At 38.1% G+C, this 23,863-nt stretch carries 17 protein-coding genes; 9 read left to right on the forward strand and 8 right to left on the reverse strand.

Translation table 11 applies throughout. From position 1 onward, the window contains the following. Positions 1 to 20 precede the first annotated feature (20 nt). A complete protein-coding gene (gene typA, locus MCQ_RS00105) occupies positions 21 to 1,847 on the reverse strand; it encodes a translational GTPase TypA (RefSeq protein WP_006922776.1) in 1,827 nt (608 codons plus the stop codon). Between the two features lie 462 nt (positions 1,848 to 2,309). Beyond that, positions 2,310 to 3,686 carry a magnesium transporter gene (mgtE, locus tag MCQ_RS00110; RefSeq protein ID WP_006922778.1) on the reverse strand — a complete coding sequence of 459 codons (1,377 nt, stop codon included), beginning with the start codon at positions 3,684 to 3,686 and terminating at the stop codon, positions 2,310 to 2,312. Between the two features lie 353 nt (positions 3,687 to 4,039). Between mgtE and MCQ_RS00115 the strand changes: the two genes are divergently transcribed. After that, on the forward strand, positions 4,040 to 6,064 hold the full coding sequence (locus MCQ_RS00115) for a M3 family metallopeptidase (protein ID WP_006922779.1): 2,025 nt from the start codon (positions 4,040 to 4,042) through the stop codon (positions 6,062 to 6,064). Between the two features lie 160 nt (positions 6,065 to 6,224). Here the strand turns inward: MCQ_RS00115 and MCQ_RS00120 are convergent, their stop codons facing one another. Both MCQ_RS00120 and MCQ_RS00125 read right to left on the reverse strand, forming a co-directional pair. Beyond that, positions 6,225 to 7,292, reverse strand: a complete 1,068-nt coding sequence (locus MCQ_RS00120; protein WP_006922780.1) for an SGNH/GDSL hydrolase family protein — start codon at positions 7,290 to 7,292, stop codon at positions 6,225 to 6,227. A gap of 15 nt (positions 7,293 to 7,307) precedes the next feature. Continuing rightward, complete coding sequence (locus tag MCQ_RS00125) at positions 7,308 to 8,564, reverse strand: lytic murein transglycosylase (RefSeq protein ID WP_006922781.1); 1,257 nt, start codon at positions 8,562 to 8,564, stop codon at positions 7,308 to 7,310. A 270-nt stretch (positions 8,565 to 8,834) separates the two neighbouring features. On the opposite strand from MCQ_RS00125, the gene galU reads away from it, so the two are divergent. Both galU and MCQ_RS00135 read left to right on the forward strand, forming a co-directional pair. After that, the gene (gene galU, locus MCQ_RS00130; protein WP_006922784.1) at positions 8,835 to 9,725 is read left to right on the forward strand and encodes a UTP--glucose-1-phosphate uridylyltransferase GalU; all 891 of its coding nucleotides are present in this window, start codon (positions 8,835 to 8,837) and stop codon (positions 9,723 to 9,725) included. 40 nt (positions 9,726 to 9,765) lie between these two features. Then, positions 9,766 to 10,761: a KpsF/GutQ family sugar-phosphate isomerase gene (locus tag MCQ_RS00135; protein WP_006922785.1), complete on the forward strand. Its 996-nt coding sequence runs from the start codon at positions 9,766 to 9,768 to the stop codon at positions 10,759 to 10,761. Positions 10,762 to 11,450: 689 nt separating this feature from the next. Here the strand turns inward: MCQ_RS00135 and omp10 are convergent. Continuing rightward, entirely contained in the window at positions 11,451 to 11,810 is a 360-nt protein-coding gene (gene omp10 / locus MCQ_RS00140) for an outer membrane lipoprotein Omp10 (protein ID WP_006922786.1), read from the reverse strand. 253 nt (positions 11,811 to 12,063) lie between these two features. Here omp10 and MCQ_RS00145 point away from each other — a divergent pair, with 253 nt between their 5' ends. From MCQ_RS00145 to guaB, 3 genes are all read left to right on the forward strand, one after another. Then, the gene (locus MCQ_RS00145) at positions 12,064 to 13,449 is read left to right on the forward strand and encodes a sigma-54-dependent transcriptional regulator (RefSeq protein ID WP_006922787.1); all 1,386 of its coding nucleotides are present in this window, start codon (positions 12,064 to 12,066) and stop codon (positions 13,447 to 13,449) included. Positions 13,450 to 13,880: 431 nt separating this feature from the next. Beyond that, the gene (locus MCQ_RS00150) at positions 13,881 to 15,452 is read left to right on the forward strand and encodes a phospholipase D family protein (protein WP_035007613.1); all 1,572 of its coding nucleotides are present in this window, start codon (positions 13,881 to 13,883) and stop codon (positions 15,450 to 15,452) included. Positions 15,453 to 15,596: 144 nt separating this feature from the next. Beyond that, positions 15,597 to 17,096, forward strand: coding sequence for an IMP dehydrogenase (gene guaB / locus MCQ_RS00155; RefSeq protein ID WP_006922789.1), 1,500 nt, complete (start codon positions 15,597 to 15,599; stop codon positions 17,094 to 17,096). Between the two features lie 187 nt (positions 17,097 to 17,283). On the opposite strand, the gene MCQ_RS09250 is transcribed toward guaB, so the two are convergent. Continuing rightward, complete coding sequence (locus MCQ_RS09250) at positions 17,284 to 17,433, reverse strand: hypothetical protein (RefSeq protein ID WP_006922790.1); 150 nt, start codon at positions 17,431 to 17,433, stop codon at positions 17,284 to 17,286. Positions 17,434 to 17,960: 527 nt separating this feature from the next. On the opposite strand from MCQ_RS09250, the gene MCQ_RS00160 reads away from it, so the two are divergent. From MCQ_RS00160 to MCQ_RS00170, 3 genes are all read left to right on the forward strand, one after another. Continuing rightward, positions 17,961 to 19,247, forward strand: coding sequence for an RsmB/NOP family class I SAM-dependent RNA methyltransferase (locus tag MCQ_RS00160; protein WP_006922791.1), 1,287 nt, complete (start codon positions 17,961 to 17,963; stop codon positions 19,245 to 19,247). 133 nt (positions 19,248 to 19,380) lie between these two features. Then, positions 19,381 to 20,937 (forward strand): glutamine-hydrolyzing GMP synthase, encoded by a 1,557-nt coding sequence (guaA, locus tag MCQ_RS00165; protein ID WP_006922794.1) that lies wholly within the window; start codon positions 19,381 to 19,383, stop codon positions 20,935 to 20,937. A gap of 178 nt (positions 20,938 to 21,115) precedes the next feature. Further along, a complete protein-coding gene (locus MCQ_RS00170) occupies positions 21,116 to 21,838 on the forward strand; it encodes a glycerophosphodiester phosphodiesterase (RefSeq protein WP_006922796.1) in 723 nt (240 codons plus the stop codon). A gap of 115 nt (positions 21,839 to 21,953) precedes the next feature. Here MCQ_RS00170 and MCQ_RS00175 read toward each other — a convergent pair whose 3' ends face one another. Together MCQ_RS00175 and ugpE are read right to left on the reverse strand one after the other, a co-directional pair. Next, positions 21,954 to 23,000, reverse strand: a complete 1,047-nt coding sequence (locus tag MCQ_RS00175) for a sn-glycerol-3-phosphate import ATP-binding protein UgpC (RefSeq protein WP_006922798.1) — start codon at positions 22,998 to 23,000, stop codon at positions 21,954 to 21,956. A 2-nt stretch (positions 23,001 to 23,002) separates the two neighbouring features. Next, positions 23,003 to 23,854 carry a sn-glycerol-3-phosphate ABC transporter permease UgpE gene (gene ugpE, locus MCQ_RS00180; protein ID WP_006922799.1) on the reverse strand — a complete coding sequence of 284 codons (852 nt, stop codon included), beginning with the start codon at positions 23,852 to 23,854 and terminating at the stop codon, positions 23,003 to 23,005. Positions 23,855 to 23,863 lie beyond the last annotated feature (9 nt).

A 23,863-nucleotide genomic window follows, 5' to 3' on the forward strand; every position in this document is an offset into this window, starting at 1 on the left:
TGACTGAGGAAGTTATAAAATTAGGTTGAAATTGATGAGCGTGTTTTTTCAAAACGTTTGCGTTCATTTGGATCTAGATAGAGTTTGCGTAGACGAATATTTTTAGGAGTTACTTCCACAAGTTCATCATCTTGTATCCACGATAGTGCACGTTCTAACGTCATTTTAAGTGGAGGAGTTAATTTGACGGCTTCATCTTTTCCAGAGGCGCGCATATTGGTTAGTTTTTTTCCTTTTAAAACATTTACTTCTAAGTCGTTATCTCGTGAGTGTATACCAATAATCATACCCTGATAAACTTTAACACCAGCATCAATTACCATAGGTCCACGGTCTTCAAGGTTAAAAAGAGCGTAAGCGACAGATTCACCGTTATCATTTGAAATCATAACGCCATTGACACGGCCACCAATATCTCCCTTATAAGGTTCATAGGCGTGGAAGAGGCGATTCATAATTGCTGTACCACGTGTGTCAGTTAAAAGCTCAGATTGGTAGCCGATAAGACCACGAGTTGGTGCATAAAAAACAAGGCGTACACGATTGCCGCCAGAGGGACGCAACTCAACCATTTCGCCTTTGCGTTCGGACATTTTTTGCACGACAGTTCCAGAATATTCCTCATCAACATCGATGACAACTTCCTCTATTGGTTCAAGAGTTATTCCGTTTTCATCTTTTTGCATAACAACGCGTGGACGTGAAACACTAAGTTCAAACCCTTCACGACGCATATTTTCAATGAGAACTGCAAGTTGCAATTCTCCTCGTCCTGAAACATAGAAAGAATCTTTATCGGCTGATTCCTCAATTTTAAGGGCTACATTGCCTTCTGCTTCTTTTAACAAACGTTCACGGATGACACGGCTTGTTACTTTATCCCCTTCAGTTCCTGCAAGGGGACTATCATTGACTAGAAAGCTCATAGTAACAGTGGGAGGATCGATTGGTTGAGCGGTAAGAGGTTCATTGACCGCAGGGTCACAGAAAGTATCAGCAACGGTGCCTTTTTGTAGGCCGGCAATTGCTACAATATCACCGGCAATACTCTCTTCAATAGGTTGCCGCTCTAATCCACGAAATGCCAAAATTTTTGAAATACGCCCAGTTTCTAAAAGTTTTCCATCTTGCCCAAGAACCTTGACACTTTGGTTGGGTTTAATAGATCCCGAATGAATGCGACCTGTAATAATTCGGCCTAGAAAAGGATCTGCTTCAAGGATAGTTCCGATCATGCGGAATGGTCCTTCCGCTACGGTAGGAGAAGGAACATGGCGCGTTACAAGATCGAACAAAGGACTGAGTCCTTGATCTTTTGGTCCCTCAGGAGCTTCAGCCATCCATCCATTGCGACCAGACCCGTAGAGAATAGGAAAATCAAGCTGTTCATCGGTTGCGTCAAGAGCAGCAAAAAGGTCAAAAACCTCATTAATAACTTCGTCAGCGCGTGCATCAGGGCGGTCAATTTTATTAATAGCAACGATAGGGCGTAATCCCACTTTCAATGCTTTACCGACGACAAATTTGGTTTGTGGCATAGGACCTTCAGCCGCATCAACAAGTACAATTGCTCCATCTACCATATTGAGAATACGTTCAACTTCACCACCAAAATCAGCGTGTCCAGGAGTGTCAACAATATTAATTCTGGTATTTTTCCAAACAACAGATGTCACCTTCGCTAAGATTGTAATCCCGCGTTCTTTTTCAATGTCATTTGAATCCATCATACGCTCGCTGGTACGTTGGTTATCACGGAAATTTCCTGATTGCTTGAGCAGTTCATCTACAAGTGTTGTTTTTCCATGGTCAACATGGGCAATAATGGCAATGTTACGCAATTGCATAAATTTTCTTCTTTTCGTTTAATGAAATTTCATTTGAGGTAAAGCTTTTGCGTCCCTTACCTTTAACTATTACAAAATGTTTTACACGTTTTTTGATAATTTTGGAAGAGGAGGAAATATTTTTATGGAAAAGTGTTTGAAAAGGTTTTTAATGCTCTATAAGCGTTGGGGATTTTTTTCAAAAACTTTTGAATGTATAAGCTTTCACATCAAGTATGTACTGAGAAAAAAATAATAAAATTTGCTTTTTTATCATAAAGCGCATGCTTTAGCTGTTGCCTCTAAATTAATATCAAAAATCACTGCATTACTGTTTTATTAAGGTATTTTTTTAATGATATAATCATCATTTCTATTGAATTAGAGTGCTAAATACAGTGATATTTCCTTATTTATACCTTTCTTAATTATGAATCAGAAAAAATCATTTTATTGGCATGAGAAGCGTTTTTTCTTCCCGTCTTAGAGTAGAGTTCCAGATAAAATGAAGGCTGCAACAGAAAAATAGATTACAATCCCCATAACATCAACTAAAGTTGCAACAAGGGGGGCTGAAGCACTTGCTGGATCAAATCCCAAACGTTTAAGAATAAAAGGAAGCATAGAGCCGGATAAGGAACCGAATGTAACGATTCCGACCAAAGCTGTGCCTACTGTTATCGAAACAGCAACCCAATGTTTACCATAGTCATAGATACCCAGCTGTTGCCAAAAAACAATGCGCATAACTCCAATGATTCCGAGTAAAAGACCAAGAGACAAGCCTGTTGGAATTTCACGAATGATGACTTTCCACCAGTCCTTAAGCGTGAGTTCACGTAAAGCTAATGCACGAATAATAAGGGATGTAGCTTGTGAACCGGAGTTTCCTCCTGAACTCATAATGAGAGGAATGAACAGTGTAAGGATAATAGCTTTTTCAAGTTCTGCTTCGAAATATTGCATAGCGCTGGCTGTCAACATTTCACCGACAAAGAGTAAAGCAAGCCAACCCCCACGTTTTTTCATCATTCCAAGAAAATTGATCTGCATATAGGGCTTATTGAGAGCTTCCATACCTCCGAATTTATAGGCATCTTCACTCATTTCATCAACCATTGTATCAAGAACATCGTCGACTGTTACAATACCAATGACATGATTTCCGTCATCAATAACCGGTACAGAGAGAAGATCATGGCGCTGAAAAAGACGAGCAATGTCTTCATGATGTGTGAAGGGGGATATTGTAATAGGAGTATCATGCGTGACGACGTTTAGAATCTGTTCATCAGGTGAAGCAAGAATTAAATTACGCAGGGAAATAGCTTTGAGGAGGGTTCCTGTTTTAGGATCAATGACATAGCTTGTGTAAACTGTTTCACGTGTTCGTTCAACATCACGAATGTGATCAAGAGTTTTTTTTACACTCCAGTTTGCTGGCACTGCTATAAACTCTGTTGTCATCAGCGCACCAGCTGTATGATCAGGATAACTTGTGAGTTTTTTGAGTTCAGCTCGCGTTAAGGGTTTAAGTAAGGCATAAAGCCGCGTGCGGGTTTCTTTCTCCATTTCTTGAAAGACATCTGCAGCGGCATCTGCGGACATACCATCAAGAATTTCAACAGAGCGGTTTACAGGAAGAAGTTCAAGAATAGCTGCTGGTTGTTCAAGTTCTGGTTTGTCAAAGAGTTCAATAACATAATCAAGAGGTAGAAGGCTAAGAATAGCTACACGTTCCATGATATCGAGATCATTAATGATATCAATCGAGTCAGCAAAATGATAATTTTTTAATTCTTCGGCGAGGGCTTCAGGAGAAGAATTTTTGAAGTCGAAGGTCGTTCTGATTTCAGTCATGATAAAGTACCTTCCGAAATATTGGGGAATTATGAATTCAAATATATGGATGGGTAGAAAAAAAAGTTATGGAAGATTTAACAAAAAACCCCTCTCAATTGCATTTCCAATTGTTAATATTTAAATTAAAGTCAAGATTAGATCACAGGTTATAAACAATTTTATGAATCAGGTACGTAGGGGGTTTGATTTTTGTTTATCTCCTTATGATAAAAAACATCCTTTGCATCTTTACTAAAATAGAGGGCTGAAAGACACTTTTGCAGCATAGTAAATAATTTTATAACTATTATCAATGTGTGTCATAAAGACATTGTTACACCTTAAAATTTATAATGGAGATAGAGAATATTATGACAAAAGCAGCATTGCTGGACTGGAAAGGATTTTCAGGGCTTCCTGATTTTTCTTTAATAAATGATGAAGATTTTAAACCCGCTTTTGAACAGGCGCTTAAAGAAGCAGAAGAAGAAGTAGAGATAATTGCAACGCTGCAAGAACCAGCAACGCTTGAGAATTTTTTGCAACCTTTTGAGCTTTCTGGCAAAGCGCTTGATTGTGTATGTTCAATATTTTTCTTGCGTTCAGGTGCTCATAGTAATGCGTTGATTCAGCAGTTAGAACAAGAATTTGTTGTAAAACTTTCTCGTTATTCTTCGAAAATTATGATGGATGCACGAATATTTGCGAAAATAGATGTGCTTTATAAACAAGCGCAGCAGGGCATGTATGATAGTGAAACAACACGTGTGCTTGAGTTATGGTGGAAAAAGTTTGTTTGTAATGGTGCAAAACTTGATGAAAAGGGTAAGAAACGGCTCATTGAAATTAATGAAAAGCTTGCTTTTTTAAGTGCTAATTTTGGTCAGCATGTCTTAAAAGATGAAGCTGAGTGGATTTTATTTTTAAAACAAAAAGATTTATCTGGTTTGCCAGATGACCTCATTGCTTCAATGAAGGAAATAGCGCGTGAAAGGGGCAATGAAGGAGCTTATGCATTAACATTGGCACGCTCAGTTGTTGAACCCTTTTTGAAATTCTCTCATCGTCGAGACTTGCGTGAAGTAGCATTTCAAGCTTGGTCTCAACGGGGTGAAAATAGTAATGATAATGATAATCGAACGATTATTGTAGAGATTATTGCGCTTCGAGATGAACAGGCTAAATTGCTAGGGTATAAATCCTTTGCAGACTTGAAGCTTGATAATACCATGGCGAAGAATGTTGATTCAGTTATGAATTTGCTTATGCCCATATGGGAACGAGCAAGAGCTAAAGCGGTTCATGAACAAACTGAATTACAAGATTTTGCAAAAAATCAGGGAAGTAATGAGCCCTTAGCAGCTTGGGATTGGCGTTATTATGCTGAAAAATTACGCACCGAAAAGTTTTTTTTCGATGAAGCTGAAGTTAAATATTATTTTCAACTTGATCGCATAATTGAAGCAGCTTTTGCAGTAGCAGAAAAACTCTTTGGGATTACATTTGAAGAAAAAAAGGCTGTTACACTTTGGCATCCTGATGCACGTTTGTGGGCAGTAAGAAAATCTGATGGAAGCCTGCTTGGATATTTTATCGGTGATTATTTTGCACGTTCTTCAAAACGGTCTGGTGCATGGATGAGCAGGCTGCAAACGCAGCATAAATTGAATGGCGGACAAAAGCCTATTATCTATAATGTTTGTAATTTCGCTAAACCCCCCAAAGGGGAGGTTGCTCTTTTATCATTGGATGATGCGCGTACGCTTTTCCACGAATTTGGGCATGCATTACATGGTTTGCTTTCTGATGTAACATGGCCATCTATAGCGGGAACAGCAGTTTCGCGCGATTTTGTTGAACTTCCTTCCCAACTTTACGAACATTGGTTAACCGCACCAGAGATTTTAAAGTCTTATGCTACGCATGCAAAAACAGGACATCCTATGTCGCAAGCATTAATGGATAAGGTTTTGTTAGCAAAGACATTTAATGCTGGTTTTTCTGCAGTTGAATTTACTTCATCTGCCCTAGTAGATATGGCTTTTCATCAAGGAGAAAAGGTAATTGATCCAACAATTTTTGAGCGTCAGGAATTAGAAAAGCTGCAAATGCCTAATACAATTATTATGCGTCACCGTCCTCCACATTTTAACCATATATTTTCAGGAGATGGTTACGCTGCTGGTTATTATTCTTATATGTGGTCGGAAGTGCTTGATGCTGATGCTTTTCAAGCTTTTGAGGAAACGGGAGATGTTTTTAATTCAGAGCTCGCTGATAGGTTGAAACGTTTTATTTATTCTGCTGGAGGAAGCCGTGATCCAGAGGAGCTTTATAAAGCTTTTCGAGGGCGGTTGCCTTCACCAGAGGCTATGATTAACAAACGTGGACTGTAAAGTATAACGGTATGGTTTAGACCATACCGTTATATTCGTTTTGTCTTTTTGCTGTTGAAATTTACACGAACTCTTATCATGATCATATGAAAATAGCGCTTTTTATTTTATTCAGCTTTTGGTTTTTGAATAAAATGAAACTCTATATTTTAAACAGGCATCACGGAAAAGAAAAATTATCAGCTCTATCTTTTTGATGGCCATTTGAGAATGACCATGATTTTTTTATAAGGTTGTGATCGAGTTTGTTTAGTAAGTGGGTATTTTGTTGCGCCATATCATCGAGGCTTATTGGTGGTTGGCGTTTAATATTGTGTAAGCTTTGTATAGGTTGCAGAATATTTGCGTTGGTAAAGTTTGTATCCTCAGGGTGCAAGACATGACGATTTAAAATAATTTTTAATGGTTTTCTTAAATAAGAAACAAGTTTTCGTTTTCCTTCAAAAGTAAAATTAATACCATCATTAGTACGGAGTTTGGTTATTTTCCCATTGATATCATAACCTGAAAAAGAAAATTGACCTTGTGCATCAATAAAACCATCCCAAATATTGACAAAATATCCTCCTGCGGCTTCTGTTGCATTTTTATAAAGCTCATTAAAGATTTGTATTTTTTGTGTTAAATTATTGCTCTCAAAAGCTGGTTGTCCCATCCATATCCATGGTTTTCCGGAATTATGCAGGCTTGCAGTAACTTCAATAATTCTTTGCTTATAGATGTCCATCCATTCTGGTTGAAGAGTACTTAATACACCATGAGAGCCTATGATTGGTTGGTTATCATTTGCACCTATTATCATAACAATAGCATCAGGTTTATTTTTATCGATGAGTTCAGGAATGTTGCTTTTCCAAGAAGTGTGATCAGTTCGAACTAAGCCAGAAGATGGTACCGCATTATTTATGATGATAATATCGTTATCATCAATAAACAGTTTTCTGAGTTCATTGGCAACAACAGAAGCTACAAAATCACCTATGACGAGAATTCGTTTTGCATTTGTATTTTTCAATTTTTGCACGGGTTTTTGTATTACAATTTTTTTTTGTGGTTCGTAAATTTTTTGTTTCGTAGTTCGTGGCTGTTGTTGTGTTTGCTCTTGTTTCTTATTTTGCAGCAACCACTTAAAAAAATTTGTTGCTTTACTTTGTGGAGGGTGAATAATATTTACGGCAAGAAGAGAGAAAAGAAGAAAAATTAAATATATCGGGCGGAAATAGAACAAGCAGCTTACTCCAGATTATTGTTTTCTAAGAATAAAAAGAACTTCATAGCTTGGATAGCCGTTTACTTCTAAGCCATGGCGTAGCTGAAAAGCTTTAATTGCTTGCTTAGAAGCTGGACCAATTTTTCCATCAATTTTTCCATCATAATAACCGAGTGCAGTTAAGCGAGATTGTAATTCTATACGCTCTTTGAAAGTAATAGGCTTAAATGGTCTTTCCCAATCTTGGACTAATCCAGGACGTCCAGCAATGCGATCAGCTAATAGCGCAACAGCTAAAGCATAACGATCCGAATTATTATAGCGTTTAATAACAAAGAAGTTTTTTGTTACTAAAAATGCAGGTCCTTTGGGGTCATCAGGATATTTCAACATTGCGAGTTCAGATGGAGAAGGAAAAGATTTTCCATGTGCATGCCGAGCGCCTAATTTTTTCCATTGCTTAAAGGAAAGCCAATGTTCAGGAAATGTTTTTCCGTGTGGTAATTTAACCTCAACTCCCCAAGGAAGGTCAGATTGCCAACCATTCATATGGAGTAAATTAGCAGCAGTAGCAAGAGCATCTGGAATTGATGTCCAAATATTGCTGTATCCATCGCCATCCATGTCGACAGCATAAGCAATGTAACTGGTTGGAATAAATTGCGTGTGTCCGAGTGCACCAGCCCAAGATCCGGTGAGTTGAGAGCGATGAATGTTACCGCTTTGTAAAATTTGCATTGCAGCAATAAGCTGTGTGCGCGCATATTTTTCACGCTTTGGGTCTGCATAGGCTAAGGTTGCTAATGAACGAATGGCATCACGCATCACAGTTGTATTTTCTAAAACTTTTCCATAGTTACTTTCCATTGACCAAATAGCGAGAAGAATAGTGCGGTTAACACCAAAACGCTTTTCAATTCTTGCAAGCCACTTCCCCCATTTTTTGGCTTGACGTCGTCCTTCCATAATTGCGATATCGTTAATGCGTTTATCAAAATAGCTCCATGAAGGATCAACAAACTCTGGTTGATACGTTGCTCTTTTTAAAACTTCGATGTCAATTGCATGGACGTTTTTAAAAGCCATCTCAAATGTAGATGATGAAATATTATTGGCTAAAGCTGTTTTTTTAAATTCTTCAATCCAGCGTTTAAAGCCATTATCAGCGTGTAAAAGTGAAGCAAAAAACATTGAAAAAGTAAAAAGAATAAAAGCTGAACAGATGACATAAGTTCTTCGATTTATGTATTTCCCCAAAGAGGAGAATACTTTAAATTTTGTTTTTTGCATTTTAAAATTCCCGCTAATGTTAAATATTTTTATCCTAGAATGATTTCATTTTTTTATTTGGTTTAATTAAATATATTATCAAGTTTACCAGAAAATCTGAAATGAATTATTTGTGCTAAGAAAGTACTCTCGAATAAATTTTCTACCCCTTCACCTTTTTGCTATGCATTATAATGAAAAGCAAAATAATAAGACATCTTTTTAATGCGTTAATTAAGAAATATGATAAATGAAATCAGAAATCTATAGAGTTAATCAGGATGGTGAAGAGTGCATAAAATCCGTAAAGCAGTATTTCCCGTAGCAGGTCTTGGTACACGTTTTCTTCCTGCAACAAAAACAATTCCCAAAGAAATGCTGACGATTGTTGATAAGCCTGTTATTCAATATGTTGTAGATGAGGCACGTGAAGCTGGTATTGAGCATTTTATTTTTGTCACTGGACGGAATAAAGCAGTGATTGAAGATTATTTTGATGCGCAAATTGAATTATATACAACACTTGCTGAACGCGGCAGAAGGGAAGAGCTTGAGCATTTACAAGATTTACAACCTTCACCAGGGATGACTTCTTTCACAAGGCAACAGCAACCCTTGGGGCTAGGGCATGCTCTTTGGTGTGCGCGTGAATTAGTGGGAAAGGAGCCTTTTGCTTTATTGTTACCAGATATGCTGATTCAAGCTAAAAAGGGCTGCCTTTCTGAAATGATCAATCTTTATGAAAAAACAGGAGGAGGGAATATTATTTCTGTTCAGGAGTGTGATCTTAAAGAAGCGCATAAATACGGTATCGTTGGCAAAGGTAAACAGATTGCAAATGGTTTTAAAATCACAAAAATGGTAGAGAAACCAGCAAAAGGAACAGCTCCGTCGAATTTATACATCAATGGGCGTTATATCTTGCAACCAGAAATTTTTAATATTCTCTCCAATCAAGAACGAGGAGCAGGAAATGAGATTCAGTTAACAGATGCGATGGTACGGCTTTCAAAAAAGCAGGATTTTTTTGGTTTCCAGTTAGAGGGACTTACTTTTGATTGTGGTTCCAAAGCTGGTTTCATTGAAGCCAACGTCGCATTTTCTTTGGCACGCGCTGATATGCATAGCCAAGTTTCTGTTTCATTGAAAAATTTACTAAAAACCATTAAAGTTGAAAAATGATTATAGATCTCTCATTTAATTTCATTTATCGAATTAGATCATGACAATACGGTCTTCTCTTATGTTGGGTTTGCAAGGTGCTGTTAAATCGGCGCTTAAAACACTTGAGAGTGAAAAACAGGGGCTTGTAGCTCTTGAGGAAGCTCTTCTTGGAAGCCTTTCTTTCTCTTTTGAAGCTGCTGTGCAAACCATTGGAAGTGCTAATGGTCATGTGGTGATTACCGGTCTTGGTAAAAGTGGTCATATAGGGACAAAAATTGCTGCAACCTTAGCTTCAACGGGGACACCTGCTTTTTTTGTACACGCTGCAGAAGCCAATCATGGTGATCTTGGTATGATTGGATCTGATAATGTTATTCTTGCCTTGTCTTGGTCAGGTGAAACCTTGGAATTAAGTGGCATTATAAACCATGCTGCACGTTTTCGTACGCCACTTATTGCAATGACAGCTGGGGAACACTCTACATTAGGACGACAAGCTGATATTGTACTTTTGTTGCCAAAGGTAGAAGAAGCTTGTCCCCATGGGCTTGCTCCTACAACTTCAACAGTTATGCAATTGGCAATGGGAGATGCATTAGCTGTTGCTCTTTTGGAAATGCGTGGTTTTACCGCAACGGATTTTAAGATTTATCATCCTGGTGGTTCTCTTGGTGCAAACCTTAAATATGTGCGTGATATTATGCATGAAGGTGACAGTATTCCTTTGGTTGTGCAAGGTACAAGCATGACTGAAGCTATGAATGTTTTGGTTAAAAAACATTTTGGTTGTGTTGGTGTTGTAAATCAAAAAGGTGAATTAATAGGGATTGTCACGGATGGTGATCTCGCACGCAACATGCACTTTAATTTATCAAAATTTAATGTTGATGAGGTAATGACGAAGGATCCAAAAATTGTTGAGCCGAATACATTGGTTGGTGCAGCGACAGCTTTTATTAATGATCACCATATTGGTGCTTTTTTCGTGGTTGAAAATAAGAAACCGGTGGGAATTGTTCATTTTCATGATCTTTTGCGCATTGGTGCAGCTTAGGTTAAGAAATTGTTCATATAAAACAAAATTTTTTCTGTGAAGCATCTACAGGTGTTAGTCCATTAGTAAATTTTCATGAGATAGTTGCTTTGCGGAGAAATTTTCTTCGTAATAAAATTAATGAAAGCCATATAGATGATAATGTCAAAAGTAGTTTAATTGGTGTTGAATGGATGAAGGTTACGCAGTTTAGTTTAAACAACTTAGATTTCGTAAAAGAAATTCAAACATTGGCAGTAGCAGTGTTGTCGAGACGTAATTTTTTTCTGGGTTAATGTTGGAGATCCAGTGACTATGAACAACTTCCCGATAAGCCTTATGAAACCGTTGGATGTATTTCAACAGGACGTTAGCATTCTTTCTGAGTACCTAGAATATAAGGGAGAGAGGTGAATAAAAGTTTTATTTTTTTGTATTGAAGTGCTTCCAGAAATATCAAATTATATCAATTTATGCAATGGGCAGGTCTTAACGTTCAAAGGCGAAGAATCTAGAGCAGAACTAGTCCAAATTTTGTCCAGTACAAGCTTTTATCTTCTTGGTGTAATACAAATTGTTCTTATAGATGATCCTATAGGGATCGCAGGGTATTACAGAGGAGACTCTCATCAGGATGAGAGATTTGATCACCTCTTTTATATACATGTTCTACATGTTTCATAAAATAAAAGTCTTGATTTTTATTTTATTTAAAATTTTCGCTTAAGAAAAAATTGTGATCCTGTCTGTGATGTACAGAGAAGCTGTGTTGCATTATACGATATCATACAACTAACTTTAGATATGGTTCCACGGAGAATGGAGCGTATTTCAATTTCTATATGTTGAGCACTGACATAATTATACGTGCCTTCTGATAGTTTTTCTTCTGTATCTGCTGCTCGTGTTTCAAATACACCATTGCTGAAAGAAGAAATGATACCGTTTTCATCAATCCATTTACCGTCGATTCCAGTTGGCATATTTTGTCCATAATATTGCGAAAAGCCACAGGCACCTAATACTAAAGCGGTAATTGTAAGACATAAAATACGGTAGGTGTGCTTCATTTTTTTCACTCGATTTTTGTTACTCAGCTCTTTTAGCTTCTATAACATTGTTAAATTGTTCTATTAGTCAATATGAAAAATTTGATGAAAATCAATGAAAAAGCAAAAAAATGGAAAAAATTGCCTTAATGTTGTATTTAATTAACAGCTTGATGAATTTGCTATGTGAAACACAAGAGGTGAAATATTTCTTATGCTTTGCAATAATTCTTACATTAAGCCGCTTAGTAGTCTCAAAGGAGATTATTAAATTATGGTTGGTCCCATTCTTGTTGCGAGTGAAGATTATGGGAGGCGTATAGAGCTTTCTGCTATGCTCCGAGGTTTTGGTTATCGTGTCATTGAAGCAGAAAATGGCCTCCGTACGATTGATCTTTTACACAGACGTAAAAATATTGTGCTTGCACTCCTTGATGTTGTCATGAGCGATTTGAGTGTGGGTGATTTGATTAAAATGATTAGAGTTGCTGGTGTTACTGTTCCTATCGTTGTGATAGCACAACAAGAGAATCAAGAATTACTCCAGAAAGCTTTAGCAGCTGGAGCTGTTGATTATTGGATTTATCCAGTTACATTACTACGGTTGAGAGTCACTTTGGATACTCTTGCTCTCATATCTGCATTGGAGCGTGAGGTCCGTTATATTCGGCGAAAAAATGAGAATCATTTACGGTTTTCTGATCTTTGCATAAAAAGCAGAGCAATGCAGATAGTTTTAGAGCAATCGAAGAGAGCAGCGGCTTCTTTACAGAATCTTTTGATAGAAGGTGAAGTTGGAACCGGTCGTGAAACATTAGCCCGCATTATTCATCATGAGGGTTTGTTATCTGAAGGAGCTTTCATTCGCTTTCAATGTACAGCTATTGTTGATCCAGAAGAAGAAAATCGCCATTGGTTTAAAGAATTTTTACCACTCGTTTCTTCTCTTGAAAAGGGCACACTTTGCCTTTGTGATGTTGATCGACTCGAACCCATACAGCAAAAGCGTTTTGCTGATTACCTTAAAGAAAGGGAAAAGGTTACAGAGGGTAAAGCTTTTCCTTTTCGGATTATTGCTATTTCAACATCGCGATTGACGGATCTGGTTAAAGAAGACGTATTTTTGCGTAGTTTATTTGAACAATTTTCCCAATTATCTATAAGTGTTCCTGCTTTACGAGAACTGAGGGATGATTTTCCAGATCTTACGCAACGCTTGATTGACCGCATTATTACTGAAACGGGGCGTTCGCATGTACATGGTTTAGCAGGATCCGCTCTTTCATTGCTTATGCAATATGATTGGCCTGGTAACCGAGGTGAACTTGAGAATTTTTTATTTCGTGCGATTTTACTAAGTGAGGGGCCATTGTTAACGGTTCGGGATTTTCCACAATTAATGGGAAATTCGTTAATGAGTATTCCAAATATCATTGAGAGTAATGTGCAAGAAGATAATGAACAAGAATCGATAAAATTTTTGGATGCTGATGGCCATGTTCGTACTTTTTCTGAGATGGAGCATGATATCATTGAGAGAGCGGTTAAACATTATAAGGGACATATGAGTGAAATTGCGCGTCGTCTTCGTATAGGGCGCTCTACACTTTATCGCAAAATAGAGGTTTTGAGAGTAATGAACAGTAAAGAACGGAAGTAGAATCCACGACAAATCTCTATTCATGGGAATCGTGATTTTCGGGAAAAGTGTTGTGCTTTTGGTGAAGCAGGGAAGGCATTTCAGCATTTAGAAGGAGTGTTGTTTATTGCAGCATTTAAGCATTGAGGGTATTTTTGTGAATTCAACGAGAATGGCTTTTGTTTGATTGAATTATTTTCAACGCTCTATTTCTTATTTCATTTTCATAACTTTGGTTAAGTTTGCACTTAAGGTGAGAGGGGTAGCTTTTATAGTTTTTAGCACGGAAGCTAAAATTCTAGGTCATGTTGTTGGGTTTATATTCTCTTAAGCAAAAGATGGCATCCTACCTTTTACACGATTAAGATAGAATCATTGATTACACTGGTTTTAAGGTTGTGGTTTGTGTCTATTGTGGTGCGATGGCTTAAAAATGGAAAGTTGATCCCTCTTTGACTCTGTTACAGATTATTATCAGTTTTATCATATTTTTTTTTATGGCGTCTATGTTGGCGATCTATACCTATGGACGTTTTATGAAAAATGCTAAGGGGGAGTGCTCTTATGCGTTTAATGTTAAAAAAGATGAAACCAAGTTTGATCGTATAGTAAGTAAATTAGCAGAAGAAACAGATGGATTAGGGGTTGATAAAGATGCCCTTTCACTCATCATCAGCAATTTGGATGCGTTTTGTGTTCGTGCAATAGGAGCAGCACAAGCTGGGCGTAGTCTTGATCTGATGTATTATATTTGGGATGATGATTTAACAGGCCGGTTGTTATTAAGTGAAGTAGTGAAGGCAGCTGATCGTGGTGTTCGGGTACGCCTTCTTTTAGATGATATTAATGCTCAGGCGCGTGATCCAGCTTATATCGCCCTGGATAAACATCCTAATATTGAGGTGAGAATGTTTAATCCAGGGCGATCACGTAAGGGTGGGTTACGCCGTGGTTTAGAGATTATATTGCGGGCAATCACTGTAACACGCAGAATGCATAATAAAGCTTTTATTGTGGATGGCCGAGTGGCTTTTGTAGGAGGACGCAATCTTGCAGATTCTTATTTTGACGCGGGTGAAGAATCACATTTTCGAGATTTAGATCTGATGTTAATTGGTCCCTCGGTTAAAAAGGTAGAAAACATCTTTGATGACTTTTGGAATAGCGCTGTCGTTTTACCGATTCATACTTTGGTCGCTCCTAAAAGTGCAGGCGATCTTGGTTATTGGAAGGATAAATTACAAAAATTTCGTGATTCCAAAGTTGCAAAAGTTTATCTAGACTATGTCAACGAACATATTAATTTTAAATGTTTTATCGAGACAGGAAAGCGATTATTTTTAGCAGATAAAGTGGTTGTTCTTTCTGATCCTCCTGAAAAAGCATTGCGTAAAAAAGCAGGAAATTGGCTTATGAAGGCACTCTCCCAAGTTATTGGAGAAGCCAAAAAAACGGTTCAAATTACATCACCTTACTTTGTTCCAGGTAAGGTAGGTACGCGGAATTTGAGTAACTTGGTTTCAAAAGGCGTTGATGTCAAAATTCTTACAAATTCTTTGGCAGCCACTGATGTGGCACTCGTGCATGGTGGTTATGTGTCGTATCGTAAGGCCTTATTGAAAGGTGGTGTTAAACTCTATGAGTTAAAACCGGATGGAGATAATCACGGATTGCGATTATTTCGATCAAGTAGGGCAAGTTTACACACCAAAGCTTTTTTAGTTGATCGTAAAACTGCTTTTATTGGGTCTTTAAATTTTGATCCTCGGTCAGCTGCGCTGAATACAGAAATGGGCATTCTTTTTGAATGTGCACCGATTACAGCGAGGTTGGATTTGCTTTTTTCTGAGGAAACGACTGGTGAAATGAGTTATCATCTCCGTCTTGGTGATAATAACCGTATTTATTGGGATTTTATCGAAAATGAAAGACACTTCAGTATTGATTATGAACCAGAGAGCAGTTTTTGGCGTCGAGCGTTTGCAAAAGTAATGAGTTGGTTACCCATTGAATCGCAATTATAGACCTAACAAATTATACATTAAAAAATTATTTTTCTTTTCATTTTATTTTTAGCATGGCATAATTCGCTGCCAATCCGCAACTTATGAGAGCCGCAGTTGTATTTAAAGCTACTTGCGGTGCTTTTTTATTAAAGGAACTTGGCTATGGCAAAAATTGTTGAAACAGGGACTGGTGCATTGGCACTGACTTTTGATGATGTGCTTTTACAGCCGGGTCATTCTCTTGTTATGCCTAGCCAGGTAGATCTTAAAACGCGTATCGCGGCTGATATCGAACTAAGTTTGCCATTGCTTTCTGCTGCAATGGATACCGTGACGGAATCGCGTTTGGCAATTGCTATGGCTCAAGCTGGTGGTCTTGGTGTTATTCATCGCAATATGTCTCCTGCGGAGCAAGCTGAGGAAGTCCGTCAAGTGAAGAAATTTGAGTCTGGGATGGTTGTTAATCCGGTGACAATTGGGCCAGATGCAACACTTGAAGATGCGAAAGCTTTGATGCGCTTTCATCGTATTTCGGGTATTCCGGTTGTTGAAGATGGTACTAAAGGTGGAATTGCTGGTCGACTTGTTGGCATTTTGACGAATAGAGATGTACGTTTTGCATCAAATCCACAACAAAAAATTTATGAATTAATGACGCATAAAAATCTGATCACAGTGCGTGAAAATGTTCAACTGGATGAAGCGAAGTATCTTTTACATCATCATCGAATTGAGAAATTATTGGTTGTAGATGAACAAGATCGCTGTGTTGGTTTGATAACAGTCAAAGATATTGAGAAAGCACAATTAAATCCAAACGCTGCTAAAGATTCGCAAGGCCGCTTGCGTGTTGCAGCTGCAAGTAGTGTAGGGAACGATGGGTTTGAGCGGGCTGAACGATTAATTGATGCAGGCGCTGATGTCCTGGTGATTGATACTGCTCATGGGCATTCTCAACGCGTATTAGAAACGGTTGAACGTATTAAAAAAATGGCATTTTCTCCAGCTGTTATTGCTGGTAATGTAGCGACGCCTCAAGCAACACAGGCTTTGATTGATAGTGGTGCAGATGCTGTAAAAGTTGGTATTGGTCCTGGTTCTATTTGTACGACGCGAATTGTTGCAGGTGTAGGTGTTCCCCAGCTTGCAGCTATTATGAGTGCTGCAGAAATTGCTGATAAGGTAGGTATTCCCGTTATTGCTGATGGGGGGATAAAAGCTTCAGGTGATTTTGCTAAAGCTTTGGCAGGTGGGGCTTGTGCTGCTATGATTGGCTCCCTTTTAGCTGGTACGGAAGAAAGCCCTGGCGAAGTTTATCTTTATCAAGGGCGATCCTTTAAAGCTTATCGCGGCATGGGATCCGTTGGTGCTATGGCAAGGGGATCGGCAGATCGTTATTTTCAAGATGAAGTTCGTGATGTACTTAAATTGGTTCCTGAAGGAGTCGAAGGGCAAGTTGCTTATAAGGGACCTATAGCATCGGTTCTCCATCAATTGGCTGGTGGGTTACGTGCTTCTATGGGCTATGTTGGGGCCAAAGACTTGGCGGAGTTTCGTGAAAAAGCAACGTTTGTTCGTATTACGAATGCTGGACTTCATGAAAGCCATACACATGATGTTGCTATCACACGGGAAAGTCCAAACTATCGGCGTCCTGTTTGATATGTAACAGCTTAGAGTCATTTTGAAAGAGTAGAAAATTGAAAGAGTATAAAAACCTTTTAGAAAATGTCCGCAAATGACTATTTTCGTTACTTTGTGATTTTTTACAATATTCTCAAAAGTGCAAAAGAAGGAAGTGGAGGTTAATACTCCAATTCCTTCCGTAGGTTATGTGAAGTTAAAAAGATTAACTTTTTGTAGTTTTCCGTTCCATCTTTGACGCGCGTTGGCGAGTGTTTGCAGGATCACTTTGGACGGATTTCTTTCCATTGTTTGAGGGGACTGTATTGTGGCGACTTTTAGATGAAGTTGTTTTCCCATTATTGTAAGTGTTCATTATTTTCTCCTTTAAAATTATCTGGCATAAAGCCAGTACAGTAAAAACGGTCATGCCAGATAGTAGTTCCAAGCATTTTCTAAAAAGTTGCCTTCTGTTTTGTTGAAAATACGATGAATGTGCATGGTTTTGACAGAAATATTTCTCTAGATTTTAAAGAAGATAGCATTTTAAAATGTGCGATATTTTATACTGAATACTGTTTATATAAAGTTGCTCAACACTTATTTTACCGAATAATGAGGATTTTATGGTTGTTGCATATTCATAATGAGAAGAATTTTTTTATGAATAACAGCCTGTTTCTTACGTGTCAGAGAAATCGCATTTATTGTAGAAGAACAGAAAATGTGAATGTGCAGCGTATAAGATGAAGAATTTGAATACTATGAAAAAGCGTGATCAGAATCTTTGGGTTTTTAATGCAAATTTTGGATAAGTTTGAGAAAGTCCACTGGCAGTAAGAAAAATAATTTTTTTCCTGCTTAAATTATTTAGAATTTTTAGAAATTTAATGGGAGAAATGAATGCGCTTAGGTGGGCGTTTGCAGGCTGCAATAGATATTCTAAAAGAGATAGAAACTCGGCATTGTCCTGCAGGTGAAGTTTTAAAAGCTTGGGGGCTTTCTCATCGCTTTGCTGGAGCAGGTGATCGCGCAGCAATTGGTACAATCGTTTATGATGTCTTAAGACGGCGTTATTCTTTACAATGGCGTATGAACAGTGATGATATGAGAGATATCGTTTTCGGCACCTTATTAGATGCTGGAAAAATGACGATTGAACAAATTGATGGTGAATTAGAAGGAGATCGATTTGCACCGCAGTTATTAGGGAGTAGGCAGCGCCAATCATGGCAAAAACGGCAATTAGTTGATGCGCCAGACTATATTCGGGGTGATATTCCTCAATGGTGTCAGGATCATTTACGTCCTTTATTTGCCGACAATTGGGTAATTGAAGCTGCTGCATTAGCAACACGTCCCTCTTTAGATCTACGCGTGAATAGCTTGAAGGCAACGCCAGAAAAGGTGCTTAAAGCATTACAAAAAAATAAAGTTCAGTCTTTATCATGGTTTCCGCAGGCTTTAAGGATAGCACCGATTGAAAACTTTGGCCGTCATCCTAATCTTCAAGTGGAACTTTCTTTTCAAAAGGGGCACTTTGAAATACAAGATTTAGGATCTCAGATTGTTGCTCACCTTGTAGAAGTAAAAGCCAATATGCAGGTATTGGATTATTGTGCTGGGGCTGGTGGAAAAACATTAGCCTTAGCTGCTAATATGAAGAATCAGGGTCAAATTTATGCTTATGATTCAGATAAAATTCGCTTGTCTCGAATTTTTGATCGTCTTCGACGCGCTGGTGTTTGTAATGTACGGCCACATGTACAGGAAGAAGAATTGAAGCCATTAATAGGTCAGATGGATATAGTTTTGCTAGATGCACCATGTAGTGGTACAGGAACATGGCGGCGGCGTCCGGATACCAAATGGCTTTTGACGTTAAAACAGCTAAGAAAGCGCCAATTGGAGCAGAGAGCTATTTTAAATAAGGCTATAGACTATCTTAAACCAAACGGGCGCTTAGTTTATATTACGTGCTCTCTTTTTGTGGATGAAAATGAGGAACAAATTTCTCACTTTCTTCAACAGCATTTCAATTTTTATCCAATAAATATGCGAACACTTTGGCAGCAGCATTTTAGTTTTTCGCCTGTGCAACCGAATTTTTCAAATTATGGACTTACTTTATCGCCAGCAACAACAAAAACAGATGGTTTCTTTTTATCTGTGTTGCAAAAAAAACATTGATAGATATTTTTTGCATTTTTTATTTTAAATTTTACAAGAATAATCTTTTTTCAAGTGAATAGGCTTGTGAAAAGTGAAAGATTGAATAATACAATCTCATTGTTCCTCTTTTACAATTATTGATTGGTTTTCTATGAGCACAACACATTTAGACACTGTTCTTATTATTGATTTTGGTTCACAAGTTACACAACTTATTGCACGGCGGGTGCGAACAATGGGTGTCTATTGTGAAATTGTTCCCTTTCAATTAGCTTTAGAAGGTATTAAGCGTATAAGACCTAAAGCTGTTATTTTATCAGGTAGTCCTTATTCAGTTAACGATGACTGTTCGCCGCGTGCTCCAATGGAAATTTTTGAAATTGGTGTTCCTGTTCTTGGGATTTGTTATGGTGAACAAGTCATGTGTGTCCAGCTTGGTGGAAAGGTTGAAGTGGGAAATGAGCGTGAATTTGGGCGCGCTTTTTTGCAAGTGCAAGAAAACAGTCCACTGTTTGATGGTGTTTGGGAAAAAGGTTCCTCTTATCAAGTGTGGATGAGTCATGGTGATCATGTAACGGCTTTACCAAAAGGGTTTCGTGTTATCGGAATATCAAAAGGTGCTCCCTATGCTGCTATTGCTGATGAAGAAAGGCGCCTTTACGCAGTGCAGTTTCATCCGGAAGTTGTTCATACACCGGATGGCGAAAAGCTGTTGCAAAATTTTGTTCATAAAATCTCTGGTCTTAAAGGCGATTGGTCAATGGCTTCTTATCGAGAGCAAGCAATTGCTAAGATACAGCAAATAGTTGGAAAAAATCGTGTTATCTGTGGTCTTTCAGGTGGTGTGGATTCATCAGTTGTGGCTGTGCTCCTCCATGAAGCGATAGGAGATCAACTAACATGTATTTTAGTAGACCATGGATTAATGCGCAAAAATGAGGCTCAAGAAGTTCTTACATTATTCCGAGATCATTATAATATAGAGCTTATTCACGTTAATGCGGCCGATATGTTTCTCAATGCTCTAGAAGGTGAGACAGATCCAGAGAAAAAGCGCAAAACGATTGGCCGCCTTTTTATTGAAGTTTTTGAAGAAGAAACCCAAAAAATAGGAGGTGCAGAATTTTTAGCGCAGGGCACGCTTTATCCAGATGTCATTGAGAGTGTATCAGCGATTGGTAAGTCAGTAACAATTAAAAGTCATCATAATGTAGGGGGGTTACCGGAACGAATGAACATGAAACTTGTAGAGCCGTTACGTGAGCTATTTAAGGATGAGGTTCGCTTGCTAGGGAGAGAATTAGGATTACCGGAGAAGTTTATTGGCCGTCATCCTTTTCCAGGGCCCGGTCTTGCAATTCGGTGTCCAGGTGCAGTTACACGTGAAAAATTAGAAATTTTACGTGAAGCGGATGCTATTTACCTTGATGAAATCCGTCAAGCTGGTCTTTATGATAAAATTTGGCAGGCGTTTGCTGTTCTTCTTCCTGTTCAGACTGTTGGTGTTATGGGCGATGGACGCACTTATGAATTTGTTTGTGCTCTCCGTGCAGTAACATCTGTGGACGGAATGAGTGCTGATTTCTATCCGTATAGTATGGAATTTTTAGGCAAGGCAGCAGCACGTATTATTAACGAAGTGAGGGGTATTAACCGTGTAGTTTATGATGTGACCTCAAAACCTCCTGGCACGATTGAATGGGAATAATTGAAATGAAGTGCGATCTTTTTAAGAAGAGAATGTTGTTTAGAATTTGCTATTTGGGGAATTAAGTAAAAGGGAACAATTTCTTAAAAAATTGCTGTAGATCTGGTATGGTTTTTCAAAATCATGATGTATGAGTATTAACAAATATCTTTTAAAATTGGAAAGTGTGAGATTTTGCATGTCTGAAAAAAAAATTGTTGCACATCGTGGTGGAGCTAATCTTTATCCTGAAAATACACTTTCGGCATTTCGCCATGCAGTTGTCTTGGGTGTTGATGAAATTGAATGTGACGTTCATTTGCTGAAAAGCGGTGAGGTAGTTGTATTTCATGATTTTCGTCTAGAACAATTGGTTGGAAAAACAGGATATATTCATGACATTGATAATGAAACACGCAAACAACTTTGTGTAAAAGGGAGTGCTGAAGCTCCCCCTTTATTAGAAGAGGTGCTTGATCTTTTGGAACCAACCAATGTCGCTCTGCATCTTGAGATAAAAACATGTGGTGAAGTTGAGCGTGAAACGATTTTATCTCAAAAAGCGCTTGCGTTGATTAAAAGCAGAAATTTAGAAGGACGGGTTTCTGCCATTAGTTTTGATCCTACGATTCTTCGTCCCTTTATTGAAGCAGGAATCACATCTGGTCCATGTATTGATAGTTTTGAAGGTGATATGCACCGTCATTTTTCTGAATGGAAAAGATTGGGGTATTCTGATTTGAGTTTAGATGGTTCCATTGTCTCACGGGGCTTTATTCAATCTGCGCTTGAAGCTGGCTTTACTGTAGGGGTGTGGACAATAAATGGGAGAGCTCGCTTATCGTATTGGCTTGATATGCCTGTACATTATATCACGACAGATCAACCTGATCTTGCTTTACAATTACGTGCACAAAGATAAAAAACATTCATTTGTAATACAAAAAAAACGATATATCCTAAAAAAGTGAGATTAATAAGAAGAAAGTAAGAAGTATTTGCGGAAGGTGCTGAGAAGAGCAAGATTTTTACTTTATTTACTTATTACTTGTGCGTTTCCCAGTGGTTTTGTTAAAAGTGTGAAAATTCTGATAAGGGACGGTAAAGCTTATTATTTTACCATACTCGCTTGTAAGGCGCTCTTTTATTTCAAGGGTAAAAATAGCGCCATTCCAACGCGTTAAAACATGACATCCTGTTCCTATAGGTTTGATAAATTCAATTTGTGTATGAAAGACAGGTCCTTGATCTGGATGTTCGCCCAATAAGATTACTTCTGGTCTGAATGCTAAAAGATCAGTTTCTTCGTTATAAGAAAATGAATGATTTAAATGTTGTTCTAGAATTTTTCGATCAAGAAAATTCATAGGAGGAGAACCAATAAAGTCAGCAACAAACTTTGTTGCTGGGGTATCGTAAATCTCCATTGGAGTTCCAATTTGTTCGATAGCTCCTTTATTCATAACGACTATCCGATCGGCTAGTGTCATAGCTTCTAGTTGATCATGGGTAACATAGAGGCTAGTTGTTGCTAATGAGCGCTGTAGAGTTTTAATCTCAATACACATTTGAGCACGCAATTTTGCATCAAGATTTGAGAGAGGTTCATCAAAGAGAAAGACACGTGGTTGACGTACAATCACACGTCCCATTGCAACACGTTGGCGTTGTCCTCCTGATAATTGTCGTGGTTTGCGGTCAAGAAACGGCTCTATCTCCAAAAGCTTTGCAGCATGTGCGATACGCTTATTTATTTCGTCCTTAGGTGTTTTACGATTTTTGAGACCATATTCTAAGTTTCCACGAACTGTCATATGGGGATAAAGGGCGTAATTTTGAAAAACCATAGCAATATCACGATCAGCAGGTTCACGATCATTGATACGCTCATTGTCAATATAAAGTTCACCTGAAGTGACTTTCTCGAGTCCTGCAATGATTCGTAATAAGGTTGATTTACCACATCCTGAAGGGCCGACAAGGACAAGAAGTTCACTATCCGCAATAGTTAAATTTAAATCGTCAATGACTAGGATGCCATTGTCATATTGTTTTTTGATATTTGATAACTGAATTATGGCCACAGTTATTTCTCCGTTTCAATAAGGCCCTTGATAAAAAGCCGCTGCATAAAGATGACAACAAGAACAGGCGGTACCATGGCAACAACCGATACTGCCATGAGTATATTCCATTGAGGATCATGTTGAAGTGATTCTACGACAAGCTGTTTTAGAATAATAAGAACAGTTTGATGATTTTGATCAGTTGTAACGATAAGAGGCCAGAGATACTGTATCCATCCATAAATGAACATAATGATAAATAAGGCGGCAATATTGCTTTTGCTAAGAGGAAGAAGAATATCTTTAAAAAATTTAAATGGTCCTGCACCATCAACACGTGCTGCTTCTAAAAGTTCATCAGGAACAGTTAAAAAAAACTGGCGAAATAAAAATGTAGCCGTTGCGGATGCAATGAGTGGAATAATCATTCCGCCATAGGTGTTTATCATGCCTAACTGTGCGACCACTGCATATGTTGGGATAATACGAACTTCGACAGGTAGCATCAGCGTGACAAAAATGAGGGCAAAAGCAGTTTTGCGGAAAGGAAAGCGCATGTAAACAATTGCATAAGCAGAAAAGAGTGAAATAATAATTTTTCCAATACTAATACCAAGTGCCATAATGAGCGAGTTCATTAAAAGTGGCCAGAGATTAGGCAGACCAAGCTGCACAAGGCCATCACCAAAAATCGTCTTATAGTTTTCCAGAGCATATTTTCCCGGTAAAAGAGGAAGTGTTCCTGAGCTAAATGCCGCTGAACTATGAGTTGATGCAATGATAGCAACGTAAACCGGAAAGCAAATAATGACGATACCAACAATAAGAGTTATATGGGTTAAAAATTTCATAACAGGGCGATTTTCAACCATGATTTGCTT

It is taken from the genome of Candidatus Bartonella washoeensis Sb944nv (genome assembly GCF_000278135.1).
Classification (GTDB): domain Bacteria; phylum Pseudomonadota; class Alphaproteobacteria; order Rhizobiales; family Rhizobiaceae; genus Bartonella; species Bartonella washoeensis.